This is a genomic window from Mycobacterium sp. NGS58 (assembly GCF_059812385.1).
On record NZ_JCALCO010000016.1, the window covers coordinates 29,445 to 53,971 of the forward strand.

Genomic DNA, 24,527 nt, shown 5'->3' on the forward strand with positions numbered 1-24,527 from the left:
AACGACAAGTGAAGAATCTCCCTTGTTTGCTTTGGAATATGCATCTAGCGTTTTTATTAGCGATAGCAAGTGGTTGGAAGGAATGACTTCTGTGATCTCCCGGCGATCATTACGCGGCGCAGCCGCAGGTGCGATAGGTGCCGGAGCTGTGGTCGGCACGCTGCTTTTCGGTGGCGTTCCCACGGCTCAGGCCGCCCCTGCGTCCGCACCCACCACGAGCTTCGCCAGTGCTGGGCCGCACAGCGGACCGGGCTTCATCCCCGATCGCCCAGGCGGTCGCGGATGGGGCGGCCATGATGGTCGGGGAAATGGCAATGGGGGGCACGGCAACTGGGGCCGTGGCGGTGGCTACTGGGGCCCCCAGCACTGGTGGAACTGGTGGTGGTAACCACCATCTCCGCGCGGTAACGGCCATCGCCGACACGCCAACCCTCGGGATGGCCGACCGCGTCCGAGGGACCCATGCCGGCCTGACCTAGTCAGGTCGGCATGGCCCTGTTCGGGACCTATCGCTCTACGGGTCCCGCGGCAGACCCAGCAGCCGTTCGGCGATGATATTCAGCTGCACCTCGGAGGTGCCTCCGTAGATGGTGGTGGCGCGGCTGGCCAACAGGTACTCGCCCCATTTGCCGGGTAGTTGGTTGGTGTCTCCGATCGCACCGTCGGTGCCGAACGACGAGACCGCGAATTCGGCGTACCCCTGGCCCGTGCGCATGGACAGCAGCTTGGAGATCGCCGCCGACGGCATAGCGTCTCCGCCGGCGAGTGTCAACAACGTGGACCGCAGGTTGAGAACCTTCGCCGCATGGCCCTCGGCAATCAGCTGGCCCGCCCGATGCTGGGCGATCTGGTCGAAGTGGCCGTCGCGAACGAACTCGACGAACTGGGGCAGGGTCGCCAGGAAGTTCGCGTCGCTGCTGCCGATCGACACCCGCTCCGCGGTCAGCGTGTTGCGGCTGACCTCCCAGCCCCGATTCACCTCGCCCAGCACGCAGTCGTCGGGAATGAAAACGTCGTCGATGTAGACGGTGTTGAACATCGCGTTGCCGGTGAGCTCACGGAGCGGCGTCACGGTCACGCCTTCACTGTGCATGTCCAGCAGGAAGTAGGTGATGCCGTTGTGCTTCGGGGCGCTGGGGTCCGTCCTGGCCAGCAGCGCACCCCACTGCGAGTACTGCGCTGCGGTGGTCCAGATCTTCTGGCCGGTGATGCGCCAGCCGCCGTCGGTCCGCGTGGCCTTGGTCGAGAGGCCGGCCAGGTCCGACCCGGCGCCCGGCTCGGAGAACAGCTGGCACCAGATCATCTCGCCACGGAAGGTCGGCGGCAGGAACCGTTGCTTTTGCTCCTCCGTCCCGAAGGCGACGATCGACGGAATGATCCACGCGGCGATGCCGACCTGCGGCCGCCTGACCCGCCCGGAGGCGAACTCCTGGGCGATGATGATCTGCTCGACCGGACTGGCGGCCCGGCCCCACGGCTTCGGGAGATACGGCAGCACCCAGCCGCCCTCGGCGAGCGCGACCCTGCGCTGCTCCCGCTCGATCTCCTTGAGCGCGGCCACCTCGTCCCTGATCTCCGCACGCAATTTTTCGGTGTCGGGGTCGAGGTCGATATCGACCGCACGCATGCCGGTGGTGGTGGCGGTGTCGACGACTTTTTGCGGATAGTCCGAACTGCGACCGAAGGAGGCGGCCAGCATCAGGGCGCGGCGGTAGTACACGCCCGCGTCGTGCTCCCAGGTGTAGCCGATCCCGCCGTGCACCTGGATGCAGTCCTGGGTGCAGCGCTGGGCCGCCGCCGGCGCCAGCGTCGCCGCCACGGCGGCGGCGAAGTCAACATGCGAACCCGCTGTGTCCCAATTGTTTTCGCGGGCCTCGTCGATCGCTCGGGCGGCATCCCACACGGCCGCGGTGGCCCGCTCGGTATCGGCGATCATCTCGGCGCACTTGTGCTTGATGGCCTGGAACTGACCGATCGGACGGCCGAACTGCTCGCGAACCTTGGCGTAGTGAGAGGCCGTGTCGGTTGCCCAGCGGGCCACACCGATGGCTTCCGCGGACAGCAGCGTGGTCATCAGCGCGTGCGCCGTAGCCATGCTGAGGTTGGTCAGCACGACGTCCTCGCCGACCTCAACGGCATTGGCCCGCACGTCGGCGATGGGCCGCAGCGGGTCCAGGCTTTTCACCGGTTCGATCTCGAGCTGCTCGGCGCGCAGCACCACCCATGCCTCGCCGCTGTCGATCGCAACGGGCAGCACCAGCAAGCTGGCCTGTGCCGCGGCGGGAACCGCACGGACTTCGCCGCGGATCACCAGTGAATTGCCATGCCGGGTGGCGGTCAGCGCACAGCAATCCAGGCCGTAGGAGGCGATTTCGCCACCCGACGCCAGCGCAGAGAGCACCTTCGCGTCCGGGTCGTGCGCGGAGATCAGAGCACTGGCGATCGCCGACGGCACGAACGGGCCCGGCACCGCGCCATAACCGAATTCGGCTAGCACGATGGCCAATTCGAGCATTCCGAAGCCTTGCCCGCCAACGGATTCCGCGAGATGGACGCCCTGGAGGCCCTGGTCGGCCGCGGCCTGCCAGTACGGCGGGGGATTCTCGAGGGGGGTCTCCATCACCGCGTGCAGCGTCTCGGACGGCGCAACGCGCGCCACCAGCGATCGCACGGAATCGGCCAGGTCTTGATGCTCGGGATTTATCGCGATCGGCATTGGTCGCCTTCCGTTGCTGCAGGAGGCCGCGTCGGCCAAGTACCTTCCAAGCTAACAACCAGCCGGTTGGTTGACGATATGGGCCGGCGGCCGCCCGTCGCGCAGGGTCCGGCGCCGACATAGGCGACAAGTGTCAGCGCCACCGCTTGGCGATCCATTGGGCGATGATGTCGGCCTGCTCGCCGCGTGCCCCCGGGGTGGTGAAGTAGTGGTCGGTGTCCACCGATGCCCGCGTTTTGTCGGTGCTGGCGAGTGCGTCGAAAATGCGTTGGGCGTCCGAGGGAAACACCCCGGTGTCGGCGTCGGCATTGATCACCAGCGCGGGGCAGGTTATTCGGGCCAGGTGCGGTTCGGCACGGGTTTGCGCCACCCGCAGGCTCCACATGCTCAGCCAGTTGCGCAGCGTGCAGGCCGCGGCGATCCCGTGCGCCGAGCGATTCGCTTTGGCCGGGACGCCCGCGTAGCACATGTTGGGTTGCCGTTTGGTGGGCTCGATGCTGGCGTCGACCATGCGGGGATCGGCCCAGGTCCGCATCACGGAGAACGGGCGATCGGAAAACCCCGCCGCGCGAATGCGTTTGAGCTCGGCCTCGGCCCAGTCGGTGATCGCGTGGTTGCGTGAAGTCTGCGCGCTGCGGTAGCGGGCGAGAAATTCCGGTGAGTAGGGCGGCCCGTTGCGCTCGTTGAACAGGTCGAGGTCGGCGTCGGTGGCGACGGGGTCGTTCTCATCGACGACCGCGGCGTCCATCCAGGCGGTGAGCACTTCCGGACGGCCGGGATGGGCCGCGGTGGCCACATAGCCATCGGCGGGGGGCAATTCGGTCAGTCCGGCCGCGGGCCGCATCCCCTCCAGGGGAGTGACGTTCGGTTGGGCCGTCTGCGAGTGGTACGCGGCCATCAACGAACCGCCACCCGAATTACCCAACAACACAACGGTTTCCACACCCTGAACCTCACGCAGCCAGTGGACGCCGACGCCGATGTCGACCAGCGCGTGGTCGAGCAGAAAGCTGCTTTCGAAACCACGGAACCTGGTGTTCCAGCCCAGAAACCCGATGCCGCGCGTGGCCATGTAGTCGGCGAGATAGTGCTCGGAGAAGTCGATCTGGTAGTGCGTCGCGATCATCGCCACCTTGGGTTTGCGTCCCACCCCCCGGTGATACAGACCCTGGCACGGATGCCCGCCCGCGCCCGCGCGCCCCGCGGTGCGGGACGGCAGCCCGACGAATTCGCGTATCACTCCGGCACCGGTACGGCGAGTCAATTCAGCGGTCCCCCTCACGCATAGATGGCTCGGTAGTAGATGTTGGCCAAGGTTTGGATGCAGGCCTGATCGTCGGGTTCTGAAGCACGGGCCCCACCGAGCTGGATGTAGCAGAACTGATTGAACATCGCCACGATGGCCTCGGCGAGTAGCCGCGGATCGTCGTCGGGACAATTGCCCTCGGCCTGGGCGCGTCGCACCGATTCGGTTATAAAGGAGATTGGTATTTCACAGATCTCGGCCCAGTACCGGGCGAAGTCGTCGTTGATCATAGCCAGCTGCGACACGCTGATCACCTCGGCGAGCCGATTGCGGTAGGTGTGCCAGTGGGCGGATGCGGCGGCGTGCGCGCGCTCCCGATCGGATAAACCGTGTTCGGTCACCGAGAGCGCGCGCTCGTTGGCCTCGTCGCGGAAGCGCAGCGCCCACTGACGCACCATCGCCTCTTTGGAGTCGTAGTAGTTGTAGAACGACGCCGCCGACCGTCCGGCTTCGGCGGCGATGTCGGCGATGGTCGTGGCCAGGACGCCCTTGCGCGCGATGACGGTTCGGGCGGCCATGTCGATGGCCGCCCGAGTGCGCCTGCCCCGAACGGTGGGAAGCTCGGCGGGCCGGCCGCCCCGGCCGGCGGGGGACGCCGCGGTCGACACCTGCGCACCTCCCTGGGCTAAAACTGAAACTGATGTTAGATTCAGATTTGGATCTTGGCCAGGATCGTCAGGCCGGGGACCGAGGGGAGCCACCAGATGATCAAGCCGCACAACACCAACACGGAATTCGAACTCGGCGGCATCAACCATGTCGCGCTGGTGTGTTCGGACATGGCGAAAACCGTGGACTTCTACAGCAATATCCTCGGCATGCCGCTGATCAAGTCGCTGGACCTACCCGACGGCGCGGGCCAGCATTTCTTCTTCGACGCCGGCAACGGCGACTGCGTCGCGTTCTTCTGGTTCGCCGACGCCCCCGACCGGGTACCGGGGCTCTCGTCCCCGGGCGCCATCCCGGGCATCGGCGACATCACCAGCGCCGTCAGCACCATGAACCATCTGGCCTTCCACGTGCCGGCCGAGAAGTTCGACGCCTACCGTCAGCTCCTGAAGGACAAAGGGGTGCGGGTCGGGCCGGTGCTCAACCACGACGAAAGCCCCATGCAGGTGTCCGCGACCGTCCATCCCGGCGTCTACGTGCGTTCGTTTTATTTCCAGGATCCCGACGGCATCACCCTTGAATTCGCCTGCTGGGTCAAGGAGTTCACCAGCGACGACGCCCGGGCGGTGCCCAAGACCGCGGCGGACCGCCGGCCTCCGGTGGGCGCCGCTCACTGATCCGACCGTGCCGAGCCGGAGATGTTTTCATGACCGACGGCATTCTGACCGACGCGCAGATCGCGGCGCTGACGCCCGACCAACGGCGGGCATTGATCACCCGGCTGGAGCAGCCGCTCGGTGACGTGATCGACCCGGAATTCCTGGCGCGGGTGCGGCGCATTCGATTGAGCCTGATGATCGGTGGCTCCATGGCGATGGTCCCGTGGCTGGGCTACCTGTCGGTGACGCTGCCCGAGAACTACGTCGCGCACAACTGGCCCATCACCTGGATCGGTTTCGACGTGCTGCTGGTGGGGTTCATGCTGACGACGGCGGTGCTCGGCTACCTGCGCCGTCAGTTGCTGGTGCTCGCCGCCTTCACCACGGGAGTCCTACTGTTCTGCGACGCATGGTTCGACCTGATGACCGCCGGACCCAAGGACATCTGGCTTTCGGTGATCACGGCTCTGCTGGTCGAGGTGCCGCTGGCGATCTTCATGATCACCAGCGCGGTGCGCATCATGCGGCTCACCATGATGCGGTTGTGGCTGCTGGATCCCGGCATGCGGCTCTGGAATCTGCCGCTGTTCCCGTGAGCCGGTGCAGGTTTCGCCCGAGCTCGGCCGACGCTGAACTCATCGCGGCGCGCTAGGCGTCCGCACGTGTTTCGGTGAGGCGGTACAGATTTGGCTCGGCGAGCTCGTCGAGCAGCGCCGCCAGCTGATCGACGAGCTGTTCCGGTTCGAGTCGGACGTCACCGGCGAGCCATGCGCTGATGGTTTGCCCGACGCCACCGACCACGAAATGCGCTGCGGCCTTGATCCGTTCGTTCGCCGGAACCCGTAGCGCCTGACCGACGTGCTGACCGGACAGCATGGCGAACAGGGCGCTGGACTCGACGCGTTTGCGCACGATCACCGGATCGGCGAGCTGCGTGCTGAACAGCAGTCGCCCCACGCGCGGGTCTTCGATGATGGTGCGCACGATGTTGGTCATGCAGGCGCGGTTTTGTTCGTCGGGCGGCACCGCGGCGACGGCCGCCTGCGTGGTGGCGGCCAGCTCGGCGACAACCCAGTCGAACACGCAGGCGACGAACTCGTCCTTGTCGGCGAAGCTTTCGTAGAAGTACCTGGCGGCAAGGCCTGCGCCGCGGCACACGCCACGGACGGTGACCGCCGAGATGTTCTGCAGCTCCGCCCCGAGCAGGTCCAGGCCCGTGGCGAGCAGCCGGTTACGGCGACTGGCCAGGCGCTCGGCGGCCTCGACCCCGCGATACGGCCGCGCGCTCTCGGTCATGGGAACCATCTTGACACTAAGGTCCGGCCGCGACAATATCAGGAAACAAGCGTTCGCACATTAGCGGACCCGCCCCGCGGGAGGACCTGACGATGGCAATTCACGAGCCGGTGCGCCAGCCGGTTGCGCATGTCGAGCGCAGAGTCACCGACCCGCCCCGTGCGCGGAGGCGCAGGCGGGGGCGGACGCGGGGAATCGACGAGGGCTTGATGGGTGCCGCACTGCTGGCCGGCCCGGCGAACGTGATCATGCAATTGGCGCAGCCAGGCGTCGGATACGGCGTAATGGAGAGCCGCGTCGAAAGTGGCCGCGTCGACCGGCATCCCATCAAGCGCGCCCGCACGACCTTCACCTACCTGGCCGTGGCGACCAACGGCAGCGACGCCCAGAAGGACGCCTTCCGCCGGGCGGTGAACCGTGCCCACGCGCAGGTGTACTCGACCGCGGAAAGCCCGGTGTCCTACAACGCTTTCGATCCCGCGCTGCAGTTGTGGGTGGGAGCCTGCCTGTACAAGGGCGGCGTCGACATCTACCGCATGTTCATCGGCGAACTCGAGGGCGAAGACGCCGACCGTCACTACCGGGAGGGCATGACGCTTGCCACCACCCTGCAGGTGCCGCCGGAGATGTGGCCCGCCGACCGTGCGGCGTTCGACCGCTACTGGGAAGAGTCGCTGGCCAAGGTGCACATCGACGACGCCGTGCGTGAGTACCTGTTTCCCATTGCGGCCAACCGGATTCGGGGCGTGCGGATGCCGCGTCGGCTGCAGCGCCTCTCCGACAACTTCTCGCTGCTGATCACCACGGGCTTCTTGCCGCAGCGGTTCCGTGACGAGATGCGGCTGCCCTGGGACGCAACCAGACAACGCCGCTTCGACAGGCTGATCGCCGTGCTGGCCGCGGTGAACCGGTATCTACCGCGGTTCATCCGGCAGTTCCCGTTCAACGTCTTGCTGCACGACCTGGACCGGAGGATCAAGAACGGCCGCCCGCTCGTGTAGCACGGCGTCACGATCATTTGAAAACGATAATCATATTCATTAGGCTCTCAGTCTGGTAACCCTTCCAGCCTGAGGAGTGCCTATGACGGCGCCAATGTGGATGGCCTCGCCGCCCGAACTGCATTCCGCGCTGCTCAGCAGCGGCCCCGGACCCGGGCCGCTGCTGGCCGCGGCCGGTGCGTGGTCGCAGCTGAGCGCCGAATATGCTTCGGCCGCCGAGGAATTGAGCACGTTGCTGGCGGGTGTCCAGGCCGGGGCGTGGCAGGGACCCACGAGCGAGTCCTACTCGGCCGCGCATGCGCCATACCTGGCCTGGTTGACGAAGTCGAGCGCCGACAGCGCCACGGCCGCCGGTCAACACGAGGTGGCCGCGGCGGCCTACACCGCAGCCTTGGCCGCCATGCCCACACTGCCGGAACTGGCCACCAACCACGCCGTGCACGGAGCCCTGATGGCGACGAATTTCTTCGGCGTCAACGCAATTCCTATCGCGGTCAACGAGGCCGACTACGCGCGGATGTGGACCCAGGCGGCCACCACCATGTCCACCTATCAAGCGGTATCTACCGCGGCCGTCGCGTCGACACCGCAGTCAGATCCGGCGCCGCCCATCGTGAAATCCGATGCCCCAAGCGATGATTCGTCCGGCCCGGACCACGACCCCACAATCGACAATCCGCTCAACGACTTCATCGCCAAAATCCTGAAGAATTTCGGGATCAACTGGGACCCCGCCCAGGGCACGGTGAACGGGCTGGACTACGACGCCTATACGAACGCCGCGGACCCCATCTTCTGGGTGGTGCGCGCCCTGGAACTGCTGGAGGATTTCGAGCAGTTCGGGTACTACCTGGTGCACAATCCAGCGCTCGCCTTCCAGTATCTGGTCCAGCTCGCGCTGTTCGACTGGCCTACCCACATCCTCGAGATCCTCACCAGCGCGCCCGAGCTGTTGGCGCCGGCGCTGCTCCTCGTGGCCGCTCCCTTCGGCGCCATCGGCGGCTTCGCGGGATTGGCCGGCTTGGCCGGCATGCCCGTCCCTGCGGTCGTCCCGGCGCCGCCGCCGGCCGCCGCTCCCGCGCCGCCCGCCTTGCCCGTCGTCGCCGCGGCGCCGGGCCCCGTCGCACCGGCCGCGGCACCCGCCTCGGCCCCGGCGCCTGCGCCCACTTCGACAACGAGCACCGTGACCAGTGCGCCTCCAGCATCGCCGGTTCCGGCCTCGCCCGCTCCTGGGTTCTTTCCTCCGTACGTCATCGGCCCACCAGGGATGGGGACCGGCTCGGGCATGAGTGCGAGCGCCAGCTCGAGCGCGAAAAGGAAAGCGCCAGAACCGGATAGCGTGGCCGCGGTTGCGGCCGCTACCGCGCGAGGGGCGGCCCGTGCGCGCCGGCGGCGGCGCGCGACACAGCCCGGGCACGAGTTCATGAATATGAACGTCGATGTCGACCCCGACTGGGACGCCACGCGGGTGTCCGACCGGGGCGCCGGCACGCTGGGGTTCGCCGGGACCGTCCGCCGGGAGGCGGCCGCAGCGGCCGGATTGACCACACTGGCCGGTGATGAGTTCGGCGGCGGTGCGATGCTGCCGATGATGCCGGCCACCTGGCGCACGGAAGGCGATCGGGCGTCGCGCAGCGAAGAAGGGGAGGACTAGCACGGTCGGCCTCGTGACCTCCGAATTGTCTCAAAATTTCCAGCTGGTGCGCGCTGAGATAATGACGCGGTGGAGACGCTGAAGTCCGGGCGCAGGCTGCGCGTCGGGTCGATGGAAGTGCTGGTGGCCCTGCTGCTGGCCTGCGCGTTGGCCGCGACGACCCTGCGCAATGCGGTCTTCAACAGCGAGGCGCTGTCGACGGTGGGCACCGTGTTCTGCGGGGTCTTCGTGCAGGCGATCCCGTTCCTGGTGCTCGGCGTCGTGGTCAGCGGATTGATCGCGGTGTTCGTATCGCCGCAGCGGTTGGCGAGCTGGCTGCCACGCCGACCGGCGCTGGCGGTGGTGGCGGCCGGCGTCGGTGGCGTCGCGCTACCGGGGTGCGAGTGTGGCTCAGTTCCGTTGGCGCGCAGGTTGTTCGGCGAAGGCGGGGCGACCGGAGCAGCTGCGTTGACGTTCATGCTGGCCGCCCCGGCGATCAACCCGGTCGTCCTGGTCGCCACGGCGGTAGCGTTTCCGGGCGAACCCCGGATGGTCTTCGCCCGGATGGGTGCGTCGCTGCTGACCGCGGTCGTGATGGGCTGGGTGTGGTCGCGGTGGGGTCGTGCGGAATGGATCACCCGCCGGCTGCCCGTCGCGGGAAACCAGACCGAACCGCGTTGGGTGACCTTCGCCGAGGCGGCCCGTCACGACTTCTTGCAGGCCGCATCGTATTTGGTGCTCGGCGCGGCAGCGGCGGCGGTGCTTCATGTCGCGGCGCCGCAGTGGGTGTTCGCGCATCTGGCGACCGATTTGGTGCTCGGGATCGCTTTGATGGCCGCCCTTGCGGTCGTGCTCGCCCTGTGTTCGGAGGCCGACGCGTTCGTAGCCGCCAGCATGACGATGGTGCCGTTGTTGCCCCGCCTCGTGTTTCTGGTCGTTGGGCCGGCCGTCGACGTCAAGTTGTTCGCCATGCAGGCAGGTATGTTCGGCCGGGCATTCGCCGCACGCTTTGCGCCGTGCACCTTCCTGGCGGCCACCGCGAGCGCCTGTGCGATCGGGCTTTTCGTCCTGGGGGCGCGGTGATGAGCCGCGAAGCCGAGAACACCGTCTTGCTCCTGGTGGGCATCAGCATCGCCATGATCACCGTGTCGGGTGTCTTCACCCGCTACGTCAAACCCGGGCTACTGCCGTGGCTTATCGCATCGGCGGTGGTGCTCATCGGTTTGGCGCTGGTGTCGATCATCGGTGACATTCGTCGCGGCGGACCCCGAAGAGGTGACGGTGCCGGCGACCACGGCAACGAGCATTCCCATCGAACGGGCATCGCCTGGTTGCTGGTGGTCGCCGTCCTGGTACTGATGTTCGTGGCGCCACCGGCACTGCGGCCCTCCGCCGCCGCCCCGTCCGTGACATCGGTATCCAATGATGTTCTGAGTAGGACATTTCCGCCGCTTCCCCCCGGACCTTCTCCAGAGGTCTCGCTCCCCGAGGTGCTGATGCGCGAAGCGCACGACTCCACCGGATCGTTGACGAACCGGTCGATCACCGTGACGGGGTTCGTACTCAACGAGGCGCAGGGCGTCGACCTCGGCCGCATCGTCATCATCTGCTGCGCGGCCGACGCTCAGCTCGCCCGCATCCACCTGCGCGGCCCGGCCGCCGGGGCTGCGGCCGGTCTGCCGGACAACACCTGGCTTCGAGTCCAGGGCCAGGTCATACCCGCGCCCCGACAACCGAATTCGCCGGCGACTCCGATACTGCAGGCCGCTGCGGTCACCCGCATCGACGCCCCGCCCAACCCCTACGCCTACCCGCGTTGAGCGGTCAATTGCGTCGGCTCCAGCCGCGTGACCAACGCTCGTGCTGCGTGAGTTGGCTTGGGACGGGCGTGTTTTCCCACTGCCCGCGCTCCAGCCAATCGCGTAACTCGGCGGCGGCAGCGCTGTCGGTGATGGGGCCTATCCAATGCGCCGGGCCACAGGCCACTCGGTCATCCGTGCAGGGCTGCACCAGGGCCATGACGCCGCCACCGGTGGGTCGAGACGCACAGGTGAGGGATCCGAGCATGCAACCGGCAGAAACCAGCGCGGAGTGCGGGCAGCACCGGATGGTGGGACGCAGTTCGTCGATCACCGACAGCTTGTGATCGACGGCGCAAGCCGCGCAGACGATCACGGTGAAGGGGCGGTCGGTGCCGCGGCGGTGCGGCGTCATCGCGCCGTGTGCCGTCCGGGGTAGGGCAGCAGCGCCATTTCCCTGGCGCTCTTGATGGCCGCTGCAACCTGACGTTGTTGCTGAACGGAGAGGCCGGTGACCTGACGGGATCTGATCTTGCCGCGTTCGGAGATAAACACGCGCAGCGTCGCGGTGTCCTTGTAGTCGACCGCGTCCAGTAAGAGGCTGTGCAGCAGATTCCTTCGTGAGCGGGCGGCCGGTAACGCGGGCCTGCGGGCCCGTGCGGCTTTCCCGGCCATCACCAGCTCGCCTTCCGCACGCCGGGTAGCTGTCCGGCGTGCACCAACTCGTTCTTGACGATCTTGGATTTCTTCGCCATGCTCAGCGCTCCTCGCGGAACTCGACGTGGCGGCGGATGACGGGGTCGTACTTGCGGAGCAGTAGCCGGTCGGGGTCGTTACGACGGTTCTTGCGGGTGATGTACGTATATCCGGTTCCCGCGGTGGAACGCAGCCTGACCAGGGGCCGAATCTCGTTGCGTGCCATCAGATTCGCTGCCCTTCGCGGCGCAGGCGGGCCACGACCGCCTCGATGCCGTCACGGTCGATCACCTTGATGCCCTTGGCGCTGACCCGCAGCCGGATCCGGCGCCGCTCCGAGCGCAGGTAATACGTCTTGAGCTGGATGTTGGGGTCGAACCGCCGAGACGTTCGGCGGTTCGAATGCGAGACCGCATTACCAAAACCCGGTCGCCGGCCGGTCACTTGACAGTGGGCGGACACCGTGCACCTCCCCGCAGCTTATTGAAAATCATTTTCGACAAGGCCCGTCATGAACGGTACCGCATGAATGAGCCAAATGAAAATGATTATCAATAAGGAGGACGATGCCGACGCCCGTCATCCTGGTCGCCGGGCAGAGCCACACCGACCCAGTGGTGGGCGCGTTGCTGCGCAGCCCGGGAACGCTGGTGGTCGAGCACCGCTTCGACGGTCAGGTGGTGTGCCGAACGACGGCGATGCTTTCCGGCGGCGTGTTGACGTCGGATGAGACCGGCCTGGAACTCGCGCATGGCTGCGTTTCGTGCACCATCCGCAACGACCTGCTGGTGTTGTTGCGCCGGTTGCACCGTCGCGACGACGTCGACCGGATCGTCGTGCACCTGGTGCCCTGGCTGGAACCCGAGCCAATCTGCCTGGCAATCAAGCACGTTCGGGTGCGCGTGGCGCCGGGCTACGTCGATGGGCCCGCGGCGTTGGACGTGTCGATCGCGGCAGTGGTGAGCTGTGTCGATTCGTCGACGTGGCTCGAGCAGGCGCTGGGTGAGGACGAACTGGCCGACGGGCGCACCGAGGCGCAGGTGGTGATCGGCCAGGCCGAATTCGCCGACGTACTGGTGCTCAATCAGCTCAATCCGTTCGTCTCGGCCGTGCTGCACCGGCTGTCCCCGCGGGCCCGCGTTCGGGTGGGGGCCGACGGCGTCGAGGACGCGCTGATCAATCTGTATCGCGACGCGCGCCGTGGTCGCAGCGATGATCCGCACGGCCCGCTGCTGATCGGTCAGCCCCCACTGGAGCCCCGCGGGCCAATCGCATTGACGGAGTTCAATTCCCGGCGCCCGTTCCACCCGCAGCGCCTGCACGCGTGCCTGGATCTGCTGCTGGCCGGTGTGATCAGAACCCGGGGCCGGCTCTGGCTGGCCAGCCAACCCGACCGGGCGATGTGGTTGGAGTCCGCCGGTGCCGGGCTCCGGGTGAGTTCGGCCGGCAAGTGGCTGGCCGTCCTCAACGACATCGAGCTGAACGGAATCGACGCCGAGCGACGAGCTTTCGCCGAATTGAGCTGGGACGCTCGGTACGGCGATCGGCACACGGCGATGGTCGTATTGGTGTGCGGCGCAAGTTCCGCCGACATCCTGGAGGCCCTGCACGGCGCTTTGCTCACCGACGACGAGATGCGGCGCCCGAGCGACTGGATCCGCTACGAGGACCCGTTCGGCGACTGGCACGAGGAGCCGTGCACGGACCGGGCGGAAGCCGAAGATGCGGTCCGGCACACCCAGCAGGACGGTGACCCCTCGTGAAACCCGGCGTCCACCCGGACTACCACCCGGTCGTTTTCCAGGACGCCACCACCGGTGCGATGTTCCCGACCCGATCGACCCTCACGAGTTCGCGCACGGTCGAGTGGCAAACGTCGCGGGGAGTCTGCACCTATCCACTGGTCGTCGTCGAAATCACCTCTGATTCGCATCCGTTCTGGACCGGCAGTCGTCGCGTGGTCGACAGCGCCGGGCAGGTGGAGAAGTTCCGTCGCCGCTACGGCGACAAATAGCGACGTGCGTCATTACCGTTGCGCGCCACCGGAAAAGGTGTGTCGGCGGCGCGGCGTACTGTGGGTTGGGTGCGTAGCGAAGGCGATACCTGGGACATCACCACGAGCGTGGGTTCGACCGCGTTGTTCGTGGCCGCAGCAAGGGCGTTGGAGGCGCAAAAGCCCGACCCGTTGGCCGTGGATCCGTACGCGGAAGTCTTCTGCCGCGCCGTGGGCGGTTCGTGGGCGGACGTCCTCGACGGCAAGGAGCCAGACCACCAGCTGACGACCGCCGACTTCGGCGAGAATTTCGTCACCTTCCAGGGTGCCCGCACCAGGTTTTTCGACGACTATTTCCGTCGTGCGGCGGACGCGGGCGTGCGTCAGGTGGTCGTCTTGGCGGCGGGCCTGGACTCGCGCGCCTACCGCCTGGACTGGCCGGCCGCGACGACGATCTTCGAGCTCGATCAGCCGCAAGTGCTCGATTTCAAGCGCGAGGTGCTTACCGGCGCCGGCGCCCAACCGCGTGCCGAGCGTCGTGAGATCGCCATCGACCTGCGTGATGACTGGCCGCAAGCCCTGCGCGACACCGGCTTTGACCCCGACAAACCGTCGGCATGGATCGCCGAGGGGCTGTTGATCTACCTCCCGGCGGCCGCAGAGGAGCAGCTGTTCACCGGCATCGACGGCCTGGCCGGCCACGGCAGCCACGTCGCGGTCGAGGACGGCGCCCCGATGGAGCCCGAGGCCTTCGACGCCGCAGTGGCAGAAGAACGGGCGGCCACCGCGCAGGGCGACGGGCGGGTGTTCTTCCAGCTGGTCTACAACGAGCGGCATGCCCCGGCCACGGAATGGTTCGGCAATCACGGCTGGGACGCGGTCGGCACTCCGTTGGCCGACTACCTCCGCCAGTTCGGCCGTCCGGTGCCCGGCCCCCAGACCGAGGCCGGGCCGATGATCGCGCGCAATACCCTGGTGAGCGCCGTCAAGGCCTGACCTCCCGCGGTCGCGGTTTTCATGAGTTTTCGATGAGTTGACCTCGCGCCGGAACTTTCGCGCGCCGCTTTCCGACTACTCACGGCTGATCGGTGCGTCGCTCAACAGCCCGGGCGACGCCGGCTTCAGCCGGCAAGGAGTCCGGAGGATGACCGCACCGGTGTGGATGGCGTTTCCCCCGGAGGTTCACTCCACGCTGCTGAGCAGCGGTCCCGGGCCGGCCGGCCTGCTGGCCGCCGCGGCCGCCTGGAGTTCGTTGAGCACGACTTACGCGTCAGCGGCCGACGAACTCTCCGCGACCCTGGCCGCGGTGCAGGCCGGAGCGTGGGAGGGCCCCACCGCCGAGCGGTACGCGGCCGCCCACCTGCCCTATCTGGCGTGGCTGATGCGGACCAGTGCCAACAGCGCGGTGGCCGCCGCGCGGCACGAGACGGCCGCCACTGCCTACACCGCGGCGCTGGCCACCATGCCGACGCTGCCCGAACTGGCCGCCAACCACACCGTCCATGGCGTCTTGGTGGCGACCAATTTCTTTGGCATCAACACGATTCCGATCGCGCTCAATGAGGCGGATTACGCGCGGATGTGGGTCCAGGCGGCCACCACGATGACCACCTACCAAGCGGTGTCCAGTGCGGCGGTGGCGTCGACGCCGCAGACCGACCCGGCGCCCGTCATCGTCAATGCCGACAGCAGCGGCGACGACAGTGACGACGACGGCGGGATCGTCGACAACGACGGCGGCGACCCGACCCAGCTGAGCTGGTGGTTAAACCGCGTCACCGAGATCATCGACACTCTGGGAAGAGACTTGTCGGAATTCCCCACCGACCCGGTCGACGCGATAGAGGATTTGTTCCGCGACATTCCACTGCTCATTGCCGACGAATTCGACCACCTGGGCGAGGCCCTTCAGACCTTTCCCCAGCTTGCGGCTCTCCCCTTCGCCGTGCCGGGGGGATTTGGGGCAGGCATAGCGGGTTTGACCCTGCTGGCCGGGATCCAGCCCGCCCCGGCCCCGATTCCGGAACCCGCCGCCGTGCCCGCGCCGGTGCCGGAGGCGCCCGCAGCGCCGGCCGTCAGCAGCGCTCCGCTCGTGAGCGCTGCGCCGGTCACCGCGCCGGCGCCGTCCCCCGCCTCCACTCCCGCTCCGGCGCCCACACCGGCCTCGGTCCCTGCGCCCGCAACGCCGGCGCCGCCGCCCGTGACCGGCGGCGAGGCGGTCGCCTTCCCTTATTTGGTGGGTGGGCCCGGCATCGGCACCGACGCCGGCATGGGCAGCGGCGCGCAGCGCAAGGGGTCCGAGCCGAGTTCCGCCGCGGCCGCCGCACCGGCAGCGGCGTCGGTGTCGGAAAGGCAGCGGGCGCGGCGGCAACGTCGGGCGACGATGAAAGATCACTACCGCGGCTACGAGTACGCGGACCTGGAACCGGATGACGGGCCGGTATCCGATCCGGGCTCGTCGATCGCATCCGATCGCGGCGCGGGCTCACTGGGCTTTGCCGGAACGGCGCCGGTGGCTAGCACCGAGGCCGCGGGCCTGACCACGCTGGCCGGTGACGAGTTCGGAAGCGGACCCTCGGCGCCGATGTTGCCAGGCAGCTGGAACAGCGATTAACCGGGGAACTTTTTCGGGCCGCCGGCCGACTATTGGCTGCGTGATCGTTCCGCGGCTACCGGTCGGGGCGGTCGTCGAGCTCACCCGATCTACTAGGAGCCTTGCTATGACCGCGCCGGTGCGGACGGTGTCATCCCTGATCCGGCTGGGCATGGCGGACAGGTTCAGGCTGTGCGGGTCGAGTTGATAATGAAAATGATTTTCATTAAGGTAGGGCCTTGCTGTGAGGCCGCCCCACGTGCGGCTGTGAGTATGCCGAAAATGCGGAGAAAGGCCTATGAACAAGTCCTCAACAGCGGTAAAAGAAGGACTGTGCAGCGATGAGCCGGATAGGCCCAAACGCCTCGACAGTTAGCTTATGCAATGCTAACTTCAGGCGGTTAGGTTAGGGGAGGCTACACAAATGAAAAGACGCGGCCGTGGAGCGCGGTGACACCGGCATGCTCACAGCTCAGCCTGCTAGTTCACGGGTTGACGAGGACGTCGTCAGCCGCTTCGCAACGTGCTGTCGCGCGCTGGGCATCGTCGTCTATCAGCGCCAGCGTCCCGCCGATCTGGCCGCCGCGCGCTCCGGTTTCAGCGCGCTGACCCGGGTCGCTCACGACCAGTGCGACGCGTGGACGGGCCTCGCGGCGGCCGGCGACGTGTCCCTGCGGGTGCTCGAGGCGGTATCGCGCAACGTCGCGACCGCGGGCACGCTGCAACGCCAGGTCGATCTGGCGCCGGGCTCGCTGGGCTTCCGCTACGACACCGGACTCTATTTGCAGTTCCGCGCCACGACGCCCGACGACTTCCACCTCGCCTACGCGGCCTCGCTGGCAACGGCCGGACGATTTGCTGACGCCGACGAAATCGTCGGCGGCCTGACTGCAGGCCGCCCCAGCTGGCGCGAAGCCCGCTGGGTGTCCGTCGTCATCAACTATCGCGCCGAGCGTTGGTCGGACGTTGTCAAGCTGCTGACCCCGATCGTCAACGACGCGGATCTGGACGAGGCGTTCTCGCACGCCGCCAAGATCGCCCTGGGCACCGCGCTGGCTCGGCTGGGCATGTTCGCCCCGTCGCTGTCGTACCTGGAGGAGCCCGACGGTCCCGTCGCGGTGGCTGCCGTCGACGGCGCGCTGGCCAAGGCGCTGGTGCTGCGTGCGCACGTGGACGAAGACTCGGCCAGCGAGGTGCTGCAGGATCTGTACGCCGGGCATCCCGAGAACGAACAGGTCGAACAGGCCCTGACCGACACCAGTTTCGGGATCGTCACCACCACGGCGGCCCGCATCGAAGCCCGCACCGATCCATGGGACCCCGAAACCGAGCCCAGCGCAGAGGATTTCGTCGATCCCGCTGCGCACGAACGCAAAGCCGTGCTGCTACACGAGGCCGAGCGCCAGCTTGCCGAATTCATCGGGCTCGACGAGGTCAAGAACCAGGTGTCGCGGCTGAAGAGTTCGGTCGCGATGGAATTGGTCCGCAAGCAGCGTGGCCTCGCGGTCGCACAGCGCGCCCACCACCTGGTCTTCGCGGGCCCACCCGGAACCGGCAAGACCACCATCGCCCGCGTGGTCGCCAAGATCTATTGCGGTCTGGGACTTTTGAAGCGGGAGAACATCCGAGAGGTGCACCGCGCCGACCTCATCGGTCAGCACATCGGTGAGACCGAGGCAAAGACCAACGCGATCATCGACAGCGCGCTGGACGGCGTGCTGTTCCTGGACGAGGCCTACGCGCTGGTCGCCACGGGCGCCAAGAACGACTTCGGCCTGGTGGCAATCGACACCCTGCTGGCGCGGATGGAGAACGACCGCGACCGTCTGGTGGTCATCATCGCCGGATACCGCGCCGACTTGGACAAGTTCCTGGATACCAATGAGGGCTTGCGTTCTCGTTTCACCCGCAACATCGACTTTCCCTCCTACGCACCGTCGGAGCTGGTCGAGATCGCCAACACCATGGCCGAGCAGCGCGACAGCATCTTCGAACAGTCTGCGCTGCAACACATGGAGGCGTTGTTCACCAAGCTGGCATCCGAGTCGACTCCGGATGCCAACGGAATCTCGCGGCGCAACCTGGACATCGCCGGTAACGGTCGGTTCGTCCGAAACATCGTCGAACGCTCCGAGGAAGAACGAGAGTTCCGGCTCGACCACTCGGAACACGCGGGCACAGGCGAATTCAGTGACGAGGAGCTGATGACGATCACCGACGACGACGTCGAACGGTCGGTGGAGCCGCTGCTGCGCGGCCTTGGCCTGTCGGTGCCGGCATGAGCAACGAGTCCGACGAACGCCGTTCGTTCACTTCTCGCACGCCGGTCAACGACAACCCCGACCAGGTCGAGTACCGCCGCGGTTTCGTCACCCGCCACCAGGTCACCGGCTGGCGGTTCGTGATGCGCCGGATCGCCTCCGGTATCGCCCTGCACGACACCAGGATGCTGGTCGACCCGCTGCGGACGCAGTCGCGCGCAGTGGCCATGGGTGCGGTCCTTCTGATCACCGGCTTGGCCGGCTGCTTCGTCTTCTCCCTGATCCGGCCGAGCGGAACGGTCGGCACCAACGCCATACTTGCCGACCGGTCGACCGCCGCTTTGTATGTCCGAGTCGGCGACGACCTGCATCCGGTGCTCAACTTGACGTCCGCCAGGCTGATCACCGGCCATGCGGCCGATCCCACCATGGTGAAAAGCACTGAGCTGGACCGCTTTCCGCGTGGCAACCTGATCGGCATCCCGGGCGCCCCGGAACGCATGGTGCAAAACCCCTCGCACGACGCGAACTGGACGGTGTGCGACTCGGTCAGCCAGCCGTCCCAGGGTGGGCATGCCGCCCACAGCACCGGCGTCACGGTGATCGCCGGGCGGCCGGACAGCAGCGGCGCGCGCGCCGCGGCGCTCCCGTCGCGGCAGGCGATCCTCGTCGACAGGGACGGCAGCACCTGGTTGTTGTGGGACGGCAGGCGTTCGCAGATCAACCTGACCGACCACGCCATCACGAACGCACTTGGCCTGGGACAGAACAATTCCGAGGTGCCCGCGCCCCGGCCCATCGCGCTCGGCCTGTTCAACGCGATACCCGAGGGACCGCCGCTGACGGCGCCCGTCATCCCGAACGCGGGTGCCCCGACGCCGTTCAGCGTGCCCGCGCCGATCGGCGCGGTGGTGGTCTCCTACGCCCTGGACCAGAGTTCCTCGGGCGCGCCGCGGTATTACGCCGTCTTGCCCGACGGTTTGCAGCAGATCTCACCGGTGCTCGCCGCCATCCTGCGCAACACCAATTCCTATGGACTCGACCAGCCGCCGCGGCTGGGTGCCGACGCGGTGGCCAAGCTGCCGGTGTCGCGGATGCTGGACACCGCGCGGTACCCGGATCAACAGATCGGCGTCGTCGACGCGGCCAAAGCCCCTGTCACATGCGCCTATTGGGGGAAGCCGGCCGGGGCCGCCACCAGCTCGCTGAACCTGATGTCGGGCTCCGCGCTGCCCGTCGCGGAATCGATCCGCACCGTCGACCTGGTGGGCGGCGGCGCGGCGACAACCGCCACCCGTGTCGCCCTCGCGCCGGGCACCGGCTACTTCACCCAGACCGTCGGCGGCGGCCCGGACTCACCGGGCACCGGCTCGCTGTTCTGGGTTTCTGACACCGGCGTCCGCTACGGCATCGACAACGAGGCCGAGCACTCGGCCGCCGGGCACGGCAAAACCGTTGAGGCGCTGGGCCTTAGCGGGTCGCCGGTTCCCGTCCCATGGTCGGTGCTGTCGCTGTTCGCCAATGGTCCGACGTTATCGCGCGCCGACGCGCTGCTGGCACATGACGGGCTGACGCCCGACCAGAAGCCCGGCCGTGTGGCATCTGCCGAGGGAGCCCCCCGATGAGCCGACTGATTTTCGAAGCGCGCCGCCGGCTGGCGCCGCCGGTGACCCGCAAGGGCACCATCGCCATCGAGGCGCCGCCCGAACTGCCCCGGGTGATTCCGCCGTCGTTCCTGCGGCGGGCAATGCCCTATGTGCTGGTGATCCTGATCGTCGGCATGGTCGTCGCCCTGTTCGCCACCGGGATGCGGCTGATCTCGCCGCAGACGTTGTTCTTCCCGTTCGTGCTGTTGCTCGCCGCGACCGCAATGTATCGCGGCAACGACAACAAGACGCGCACCGAGGAGGTCGACGCCGAACGCGCCGACTACCTGCGCTACCTCTCGGTGGTCCGGGACAACATCCGCACCCAGGCCGCCGCGCAGCGCGCCGCCGCGCAGTGGTCCCATCCGGAGCCGGCCGCGCTGGCCGCCGTGCCGGGATCCCGCCGCCAATGGGAGCGCGACCCGCACGATCCCGACTTCCTGGTGGTGCGTGCCGGCCGCCATCACGTGCCACTGGCCACCGCCTTGCGCGTCAACGACACCGCCGACGAGATCGACCTGGAGCCGGTGTCGCACAGCGCATTACGCAGCCTGTTGGAGACCCATCGCACCGTGCGCGACGTGCCGACCGGAATCGACCTGGCCAAGGTCTCCCGAATCACTTTGCTTGGCCCGGAAGCCGAGGCGCGCGCTGCGCTGCGCGCCTGGATCGCTCAGGCGGTGACCTGGCATGACCCGACCGTGCTCGGGGTCGCGCTGGTCACCCCGAATCCGGAGAACCCGGACTGGTCGTGGCTGAAGTGGTTGCCGCACATCGACGTTCCCGGTCAGCTCGACGGGGTCGGCCCTGCCCGCTTCATCTTCACCGACGCCGACGACTTGGTCACGACCCTGGGTTCGGCGCTCGTCGACCGTCCTGCGTTCACCGGTGAGCCCGCCGCCGCGCTCCGTCACCTGCTGATCGTCGTCGACGACCCCGACAATGACCTGAACGCGTCGACGCTGGCGCCGGGCCGGGCCGGTGTCACCGTCGTGCACCGCAGCGCGACACCTCCCAACCGTGAGCAGTATTCGGATCCGGAGCAGCCGATCCTGCGCGTCAGCGGCGGCGACAGCCGAGCCGGCGTCATCGAGCGCTGGCAGACCGGCGGGTGGCAGCCCTACATCGACAACGCCGACGGATTGGGCGCCGACGAGGCGGCGCACCTGGCGCGTCAGCTGTCGCGCTGGGACTCCAACCCGACTCACACCGGGCTGCGCTCGGCGGCCACCCGCGGCGCCACGTTCACCACGATGCTGGGCATCTCGGATGCCTCTCAACTGGACGTGCCCACCCTGTGGGCGCCGCGCCGCCGCGAGGACGAGTTGCGCGTTCCGATCGGGGTGACCGCGACCGGTGAGCCGTTGATGTTCGACCTCAAGGACGAAGCCGAGGGCGGGATGGGCCCGCACGGGCTGATGATCGGTATGACGGGTTCGGGTAAGTCCCAGACCCTGATGTCGATCCTGTTGTCGCTGTTGACGACCCATTCGGCGGATCGGTTGATCGTCATCTATGCCGACTTCAAGGGTGAGGCCGGCGCCGACAGCTTCCGTAATTTCCCGCAAGTCGTCGCCGTCATCTCCAACATGGCAGAGAAGAAGTCGCTGGCCGACCGGTTCGCCGACACGCTGCGTGGCGAGGTGGCCCGCCGGGAGACGTTGCTGCGCGAAGCCGGCCGTCAGGTGCAGGGCAGCGCCTTCAACTCGGTGGTCGAGTACGAGGCCGCCATCGCCGCCGGAAACGACCTGCCGCCCATCCCGACGCTTTTCGTGGTCGCCGACGAGTTCACCCTGATGCTGGCCGACCACCCGGAATATGCGGAGCTCTTCGATTACGTCGCGCGTAAAGGCCGCTCGTTCCGCATCCACATCCTGTTCGCGTCGCAGACGCTGGATGTCGGCAAGATCAAGGACATCGACAAGAACACCTCCTATCGCATCGGTCTGAAGGTGGCCAGTCCCAGCGTGTCTCGCCAGATCATCGGCGTGGAGGATGCCTACCACATCGAATCCGGCAAGGAGCACAAGGGCGTGGGCTTCTTGGTGCCCGCCCCGGGCGCGACGCCCATCAAGTTCCGCAGCACCTATGTCGACGGCATCTACGACCCGCCTGTCAAGGCCAAATCCTTTGTGGTGCCCTCCATCCCGGAACCGAAGCTGTTCACGGCCGGGCGAGTCGAACCCGATCAGGACACCGTGATCACCGCCCCGGAGGAAGACGAATTGACCGGGCCGCCGCGCAAGCTGATCGCCACCATCGGTGATCAGCTGGCCGGCTACGGCCCGCGGGCGCCGCAGCTGTGGCTGCCGCCGCTGGACGAGCCGATCCCGTTGACCGCCATGCTGGCCCGCGCCGGCGTGCCGCCCCGGCAGTGGCAGTGGCCGCTCGGCGAGATCGACAAGCCGTTCGAGATGCGCCGCGACCCATTGGTGTTCGACGCCGCCTCGTCGGCCGGCAACATGGTCATCCACGGCGGACCGAAATCGGGCAAGTCGACCGCGCTGCAGACGTTCATCCTGTCGGCGGCCAGCCTGCACTCGCCGCGCGAGGTCACCTTCTACTGCCTGGATTACGGCGGCGGCAAGCTGCGGGCACTCGAAGACCTGGCGCACGTCGGCAGCGTGGCCTCCGCGCTGGAGCCCGAACGTATCCGGCGCACCTTCGGCGAACTCGAACAGCTGCTGCTGTCGCGGCAGCGGCGAGAGGCGTTCCGGGACAAGCAGGGTGGCGCCCACGAGGACGGGTTCGGCGAGGTGTTCCTGGTCATCGACAACCTCTACGCCTTCGGCCGGGACAACACGGACCAGTTCAACACCCGAAACCCGTTGCTGGCCAGGGTCAGCGAAATGGTCAACATCGGCCTCGCCTATGGCATCCACGTCGTCGTCACCACCCCCAGCTGGCTGGAGGTGCCGCTGGCCATGCGCGACGGCCTCGGATTGCGGCTCGAGCTCAAGCTGCACGACCCGCGGGACAGCAACGTGCGGGTGGTCGGCGCCCTGCGCCGGCCCGCCGAGGCCGTTCCGCACGATCAGCCTGGGCGCGGATTGACCATGGCCGCAGAGCATTTCCTGTTCGCTGCCCCCGAGCTGGACGCGGAAATAAACCCAGTAGCCGCGCTCAATGCGCGCTACCCGGGTATTACCGCACCGCCGGTGCGGTTGCTGCCGACCAACCTCGTGCCGGAAACGGTCGGGTCGTTGTACCGCGGGCCGGAGCAGGTCGTCATCGGCCAGCGCGAGGAAGATCTCGCGCCGGTGGTGGTCAACTTCGCCGAAAACCCCCTGCTGATGGTGTTCGGCGACAGCAAGTCTGGAAAGACCACGCTGCTGCGTCACCTCATCCGCACCGTGCGCGAGCATTCCACGCCTGACCAGGTGGCCTTCACGGTGCTGGATCGGCGGCTCCACCTCGTCGACGAGCCCCTGTTCGCCGACAACGAGTACACCGCCAACATCGACCGGATCACCCCGGCGATGGTGGGCCTGGCCAATCTCATCGAATCCCGGCGACCGCCGGCCGGCCTGCCGCCTGCAGAGCTGGCCCATTGGCGCTACGCCGGCCACACCCACTATCTGATCATCGACGACGTCGACCAGATACCGGATTCGCCCGCGATGAGTGGGCCCTACGTCGGGCAGCGGCCGTGGACGCCGCTGATCGGATTGCTCTCGCAGGCGGCCGATCTGGGGCTGCGGGTGATCGTCACCGCGCGGGCCACCGGCTCGGGACACGCCTTGATGACCAACCCGCTGTTACGCCGGTTCAACGACCTGCAGGCGACCACGTTGATGCTCGCGGGCAACCCGCAGGACAGCGGCAAGATCCGCGGTCAGCGATTCGGCCGGTTGCCCGCCGGGCGAGCGATCCTGTTGGGCGACAGCGACGCTCCGACCTACGTGCAGCTGGTCAACCCGCTGGTCGGGGAGTCCGTGATAGAGGGCGCAAACGAAGGATTCGCCCACTGATGTTTACGAAGTCCGAGAAGGACTAGGGAAGGAGTAACCATGACCCTGCGAGTGGTTCCCGAAGGTCTGGCCGCGACCAGCGCCGCGGTGGAGGCGCTGACGGCGCGGCTGGCGGCCGCGCACGCGGCGGCGGCTCCGGCGATCACGGCGGTGGTGCCGCCGGCGGTCGATCCGGTATCGCTGCAAACGGCGGTCGGATTCAGCGCTCAGGGCCAGGAGCATTCCGTTATGGCGGCCCAGGGCGTCGAAGAGCTGGGCCGCGCCGGCGTCGGCGTCGGCGAGGCCGGCGCAAGCTATCTCGCGGGCGACACCGCGGCCGCTGCGACGTTCGGAATCGCGAGCGCCTGA

At 67.5% G+C, this 24,527-nt stretch carries 22 protein-coding genes; 14 read left to right on the forward strand and 8 right to left on the reverse strand.

What is annotated here, in order from left to right:
• Nucleotides 1-514: 514 nt before the first annotated feature.
• The 3 genes from AC5Y4H_RS16130 to AC5Y4H_RS16140 form a co-directional block, all read right to left on the reverse strand.
• A complete protein-coding gene (locus AC5Y4H_RS16130) occupies nucleotides 515-2,716 on the reverse strand; it encodes an acyl-CoA dehydrogenase family protein (RefSeq protein WP_499983182.1) in 2,202 nt (733 codons plus the stop codon).
• 133 nt (nucleotides 2,717-2,849) lie between these two features.
• Nucleotides 2,850-3,980 (reverse strand): alpha/beta hydrolase family protein, encoded by a 1,131-nt coding sequence (locus tag AC5Y4H_RS16135; protein ID WP_499983183.1) that lies wholly within the window; start codon nucleotides 3,978-3,980, stop codon nucleotides 2,850-2,852.
• Between the two features lie 14 nt (nucleotides 3,981-3,994).
• Nucleotides 3,995-4,540, reverse strand: coding sequence for a TetR/AcrR family transcriptional regulator (locus tag AC5Y4H_RS16140; protein WP_499983266.1), 546 nt, complete (start codon nucleotides 4,538-4,540; stop codon nucleotides 3,995-3,997).
• Nucleotides 4,541-4,726: 186 nt separating this feature from the next.
• Here AC5Y4H_RS16140 and AC5Y4H_RS16145 point away from each other — a divergent pair, with 186 nt between their 5' ends.
• Both AC5Y4H_RS16145 and AC5Y4H_RS16150 read left to right on the forward strand, forming a co-directional pair.
• Nucleotides 4,727-5,308, forward strand: a complete 582-nt coding sequence (locus AC5Y4H_RS16145) for a VOC family protein (protein ID WP_499983184.1) — start codon at nucleotides 4,727-4,729, stop codon at nucleotides 5,306-5,308.
• A gap of 29 nt (nucleotides 5,309-5,337) precedes the next feature.
• Nucleotides 5,338-5,886 (forward strand): hypothetical protein, encoded by a 549-nt coding sequence (locus AC5Y4H_RS16150; protein WP_499983185.1) that lies wholly within the window; start codon nucleotides 5,338-5,340, stop codon nucleotides 5,884-5,886.
• Between the two features lie 52 nt (nucleotides 5,887-5,938).
• On the opposite strand, the gene AC5Y4H_RS16155 is transcribed toward AC5Y4H_RS16150, so the two are convergent.
• Nucleotides 5,939-6,586 (reverse strand): TetR/AcrR family transcriptional regulator, encoded by a 648-nt coding sequence (locus tag AC5Y4H_RS16155; protein WP_499983186.1) that lies wholly within the window; start codon nucleotides 6,584-6,586, stop codon nucleotides 5,939-5,941.
• A 92-nt stretch (nucleotides 6,587-6,678) separates the two neighbouring features.
• Between AC5Y4H_RS16155 and AC5Y4H_RS16160 the strand changes: the two genes are divergently transcribed.
• The 4 genes from AC5Y4H_RS16160 to AC5Y4H_RS16175 all read left to right on the forward strand — a co-directional run bounded on the left by AC5Y4H_RS16160 (nucleotide 6,679) and on the right by AC5Y4H_RS16175 (nucleotide 11,040).
• Complete coding sequence (locus AC5Y4H_RS16160) at nucleotides 6,679-7,587, forward strand: oxygenase MpaB family protein (RefSeq protein WP_499983187.1); 909 nt, start codon at nucleotides 6,679-6,681, stop codon at nucleotides 7,585-7,587.
• Between the two features lie 82 nt (nucleotides 7,588-7,669).
• Nucleotides 7,670-9,241 (forward strand): PPE domain-containing protein, encoded by a 1,572-nt coding sequence (locus AC5Y4H_RS16165; RefSeq protein ID WP_499983188.1) that lies wholly within the window; start codon nucleotides 7,670-7,672, stop codon nucleotides 9,239-9,241.
• A gap of 69 nt (nucleotides 9,242-9,310) precedes the next feature.
• Nucleotides 9,311-10,303: a permease gene (locus AC5Y4H_RS16170; RefSeq protein WP_499983189.1), complete on the forward strand. Its 993-nt coding sequence runs from the start codon at nucleotides 9,311-9,313 to the stop codon at nucleotides 10,301-10,303.
• Nucleotides 10,303-11,040, forward strand: coding sequence for a TIGR03943 family putative permease subunit (locus AC5Y4H_RS16175; protein ID WP_499983190.1), 738 nt, complete (start codon nucleotides 10,303-10,305; stop codon nucleotides 11,038-11,040). Before AC5Y4H_RS16170 ends, AC5Y4H_RS16175 begins: the two co-directional genes overlap by 1 nt.
• A gap of 4 nt (nucleotides 11,041-11,044) precedes the next feature.
• Here the strand turns inward: AC5Y4H_RS16175 and AC5Y4H_RS16180 are convergent, their stop codons facing one another.
• The 4 genes from AC5Y4H_RS16180 to rpmB all read right to left on the reverse strand — a co-directional run bounded on the left by AC5Y4H_RS16180 (nucleotide 11,045) and on the right by rpmB (nucleotide 12,177).
• Nucleotides 11,045-11,434 carry a hypothetical protein gene (locus tag AC5Y4H_RS16180; RefSeq protein ID WP_499983191.1) on the reverse strand — a complete coding sequence of 130 codons (390 nt, stop codon included), beginning with the start codon at nucleotides 11,432-11,434 and terminating at the stop codon, nucleotides 11,045-11,047.
• Complete coding sequence (rpsR, locus tag AC5Y4H_RS16185) at nucleotides 11,431-11,694, reverse strand: 30S ribosomal protein S18 (protein WP_499983192.1); 264 nt, start codon at nucleotides 11,692-11,694, stop codon at nucleotides 11,431-11,433. The genes AC5Y4H_RS16180 and rpsR overlap by 4 nt, the downstream gene beginning before the upstream one ends.
• A gap of 82 nt (nucleotides 11,695-11,776) precedes the next feature.
• Nucleotides 11,777-11,941 carry a 50S ribosomal protein L33 gene (gene rpmG, locus AC5Y4H_RS16190; RefSeq protein WP_499983193.1) on the reverse strand — a complete coding sequence of 55 codons (165 nt, stop codon included), beginning with the start codon at nucleotides 11,939-11,941 and terminating at the stop codon, nucleotides 11,777-11,779.
• Nucleotides 11,941-12,177, reverse strand: a complete 237-nt coding sequence (gene rpmB / locus AC5Y4H_RS16195; protein WP_499983194.1) for a 50S ribosomal protein L28 — start codon at nucleotides 12,175-12,177, stop codon at nucleotides 11,941-11,943. The genes rpmG and rpmB overlap by 1 nt, the downstream gene beginning before the upstream one ends.
• 104 nt (nucleotides 12,178-12,281) lie before the next feature.
• On the opposite strand from rpmB, the gene mrf reads away from it, so the two are divergent.
• The 8 genes from mrf (at nucleotide 12,282) to AC5Y4H_RS16235 (ending at nucleotide 24,527) form a co-directional block, all read left to right on the forward strand.
• Complete coding sequence (mrf, locus tag AC5Y4H_RS16200; protein ID WP_499983195.1) at nucleotides 12,282-13,478, forward strand: ribosome hibernation factor-recruiting GTPase MRF; 1,197 nt, start codon at nucleotides 12,282-12,284, stop codon at nucleotides 13,476-13,478.
• Entirely contained in the window at nucleotides 13,475-13,729 is a 255-nt protein-coding gene (locus tag AC5Y4H_RS16205) for a type B 50S ribosomal protein L31 (RefSeq protein WP_499983196.1), read from the forward strand. The genes mrf and AC5Y4H_RS16205 overlap by 4 nt, the downstream gene beginning before the upstream one ends.
• A 69-nt stretch (nucleotides 13,730-13,798) precedes the next feature.
• Nucleotides 13,799-14,704 (forward strand): class I SAM-dependent methyltransferase, encoded by a 906-nt coding sequence (locus AC5Y4H_RS16210; RefSeq protein WP_499983197.1) that lies wholly within the window; start codon nucleotides 13,799-13,801, stop codon nucleotides 14,702-14,704.
• A gap of 148 nt (nucleotides 14,705-14,852) precedes the next feature.
• Nucleotides 14,853-16,322 carry a PPE family protein gene (locus AC5Y4H_RS16215; RefSeq protein WP_499983198.1) on the forward strand — a complete coding sequence of 490 codons (1,470 nt, stop codon included), beginning with the start codon at nucleotides 14,853-14,855 and terminating at the stop codon, nucleotides 16,320-16,322.
• A 419-nt stretch (nucleotides 16,323-16,741) separates the two neighbouring features.
• Nucleotides 16,742-18,583, forward strand: a complete 1,842-nt coding sequence (gene eccA3, locus AC5Y4H_RS16220) for a type VII secretion system ESX-3 AAA family ATPase EccA3 (protein WP_499983199.1) — start codon at nucleotides 16,742-16,744, stop codon at nucleotides 18,581-18,583.
• Nucleotides 18,580-20,187: a type VII secretion protein EccB gene (gene eccB, locus AC5Y4H_RS16225; RefSeq protein WP_499983200.1), complete on the forward strand. Its 1,608-nt coding sequence runs from the start codon at nucleotides 18,580-18,582 to the stop codon at nucleotides 20,185-20,187. The genes eccA3 and eccB overlap by 4 nt, the downstream gene beginning before the upstream one ends.
• Nucleotides 20,184-24,179 carry a type VII secretion protein EccCa gene (eccCa, locus tag AC5Y4H_RS16230; RefSeq protein WP_499983201.1) on the forward strand — a complete coding sequence of 1,332 codons (3,996 nt, stop codon included), beginning with the start codon at nucleotides 20,184-20,186 and terminating at the stop codon, nucleotides 24,177-24,179. Before eccB ends, eccCa begins: the two co-directional genes overlap by 4 nt.
• A gap of 39 nt (nucleotides 24,180-24,218) precedes the next feature.
• A complete protein-coding gene (locus AC5Y4H_RS16235; protein ID WP_499983202.1) occupies nucleotides 24,219-24,527 on the forward strand; it encodes a PE family protein in 309 nt (102 codons plus the stop codon).

Excerpts from the sequence above, each read along its gene's own strand:
- AC5Y4H_RS16130 (WP_499983182.1), bottom strand. The coding sequence starts at position 2,716 with ATGCCGATCGCGATAAATCCCGAGCATCAAGACCTGGCCGATTCCGTG.
- AC5Y4H_RS16140 (WP_499983266.1), bottom strand. The coding sequence starts at position 4,540 with ATGGCCGCCCGAACCGTCATCGCGCGCAAGGGCGTCCTGGCCACGACC.
- AC5Y4H_RS16145 (WP_499983184.1), top strand. The coding sequence starts at position 4,727 with ATGATCAAGCCGCACAACACCAACACGGAATTCGAACTCGGCGGCATC.
- AC5Y4H_RS16150 (WP_499983185.1), top strand. The coding sequence starts at position 5,338 with ATGACCGACGGCATTCTGACCGACGCGCAGATCGCGGCGCTGACGCCC.
- AC5Y4H_RS16155 (WP_499983186.1), bottom strand. The coding sequence starts at position 6,586 with ATGACCGAGAGCGCGCGGCCGTATCGCGGGGTCGAGGCCGCCGAGCGC.
- AC5Y4H_RS16160 (WP_499983187.1), top strand. The coding sequence starts at position 6,679 with ATGGCAATTCACGAGCCGGTGCGCCAGCCGGTTGCGCATGTCGAGCGC.
- AC5Y4H_RS16165 (WP_499983188.1), top strand. The coding sequence starts at position 7,670 with ATGACGGCGCCAATGTGGATGGCCTCGCCGCCCGAACTGCATTCCGCG.
- AC5Y4H_RS16175 (WP_499983190.1), top strand. The coding sequence starts at position 10,303 with ATGAGCCGCGAAGCCGAGAACACCGTCTTGCTCCTGGTGGGCATCAGC.
- AC5Y4H_RS16180 (WP_499983191.1), bottom strand. The coding sequence starts at position 11,434 with ATGACGCCGCACCGCCGCGGCACCGACCGCCCCTTCACCGTGATCGTC.
- rpsR (WP_499983192.1), bottom strand. The coding sequence starts at position 11,694 with ATGGCCGGGAAAGCCGCACGGGCCCGCAGGCCCGCGTTACCGGCCGCC.
- rpmG (WP_499983193.1), bottom strand. The coding sequence starts at position 11,941 with ATGGCACGCAACGAGATTCGGCCCCTGGTCAGGCTGCGTTCCACCGCG.
- mrf (WP_499983195.1), top strand. The coding sequence starts at position 12,282 with ATGCCGACGCCCGTCATCCTGGTCGCCGGGCAGAGCCACACCGACCCA.
- AC5Y4H_RS16215 (WP_499983198.1), top strand. The coding sequence starts at position 14,853 with ATGACCGCACCGGTGTGGATGGCGTTTCCCCCGGAGGTTCACTCCACG.
- eccB (WP_499983200.1), top strand. The coding sequence starts at position 18,580 with ATGAGCAACGAGTCCGACGAACGCCGTTCGTTCACTTCTCGCACGCCG.
- eccCa (WP_499983201.1), top strand. The coding sequence starts at position 20,184 with ATGAGCCGACTGATTTTCGAAGCGCGCCGCCGGCTGGCGCCGCCGGTG.
- AC5Y4H_RS16235 (WP_499983202.1), top strand. The coding sequence starts at position 24,219 with ATGACCCTGCGAGTGGTTCCCGAAGGTCTGGCCGCGACCAGCGCCGCG.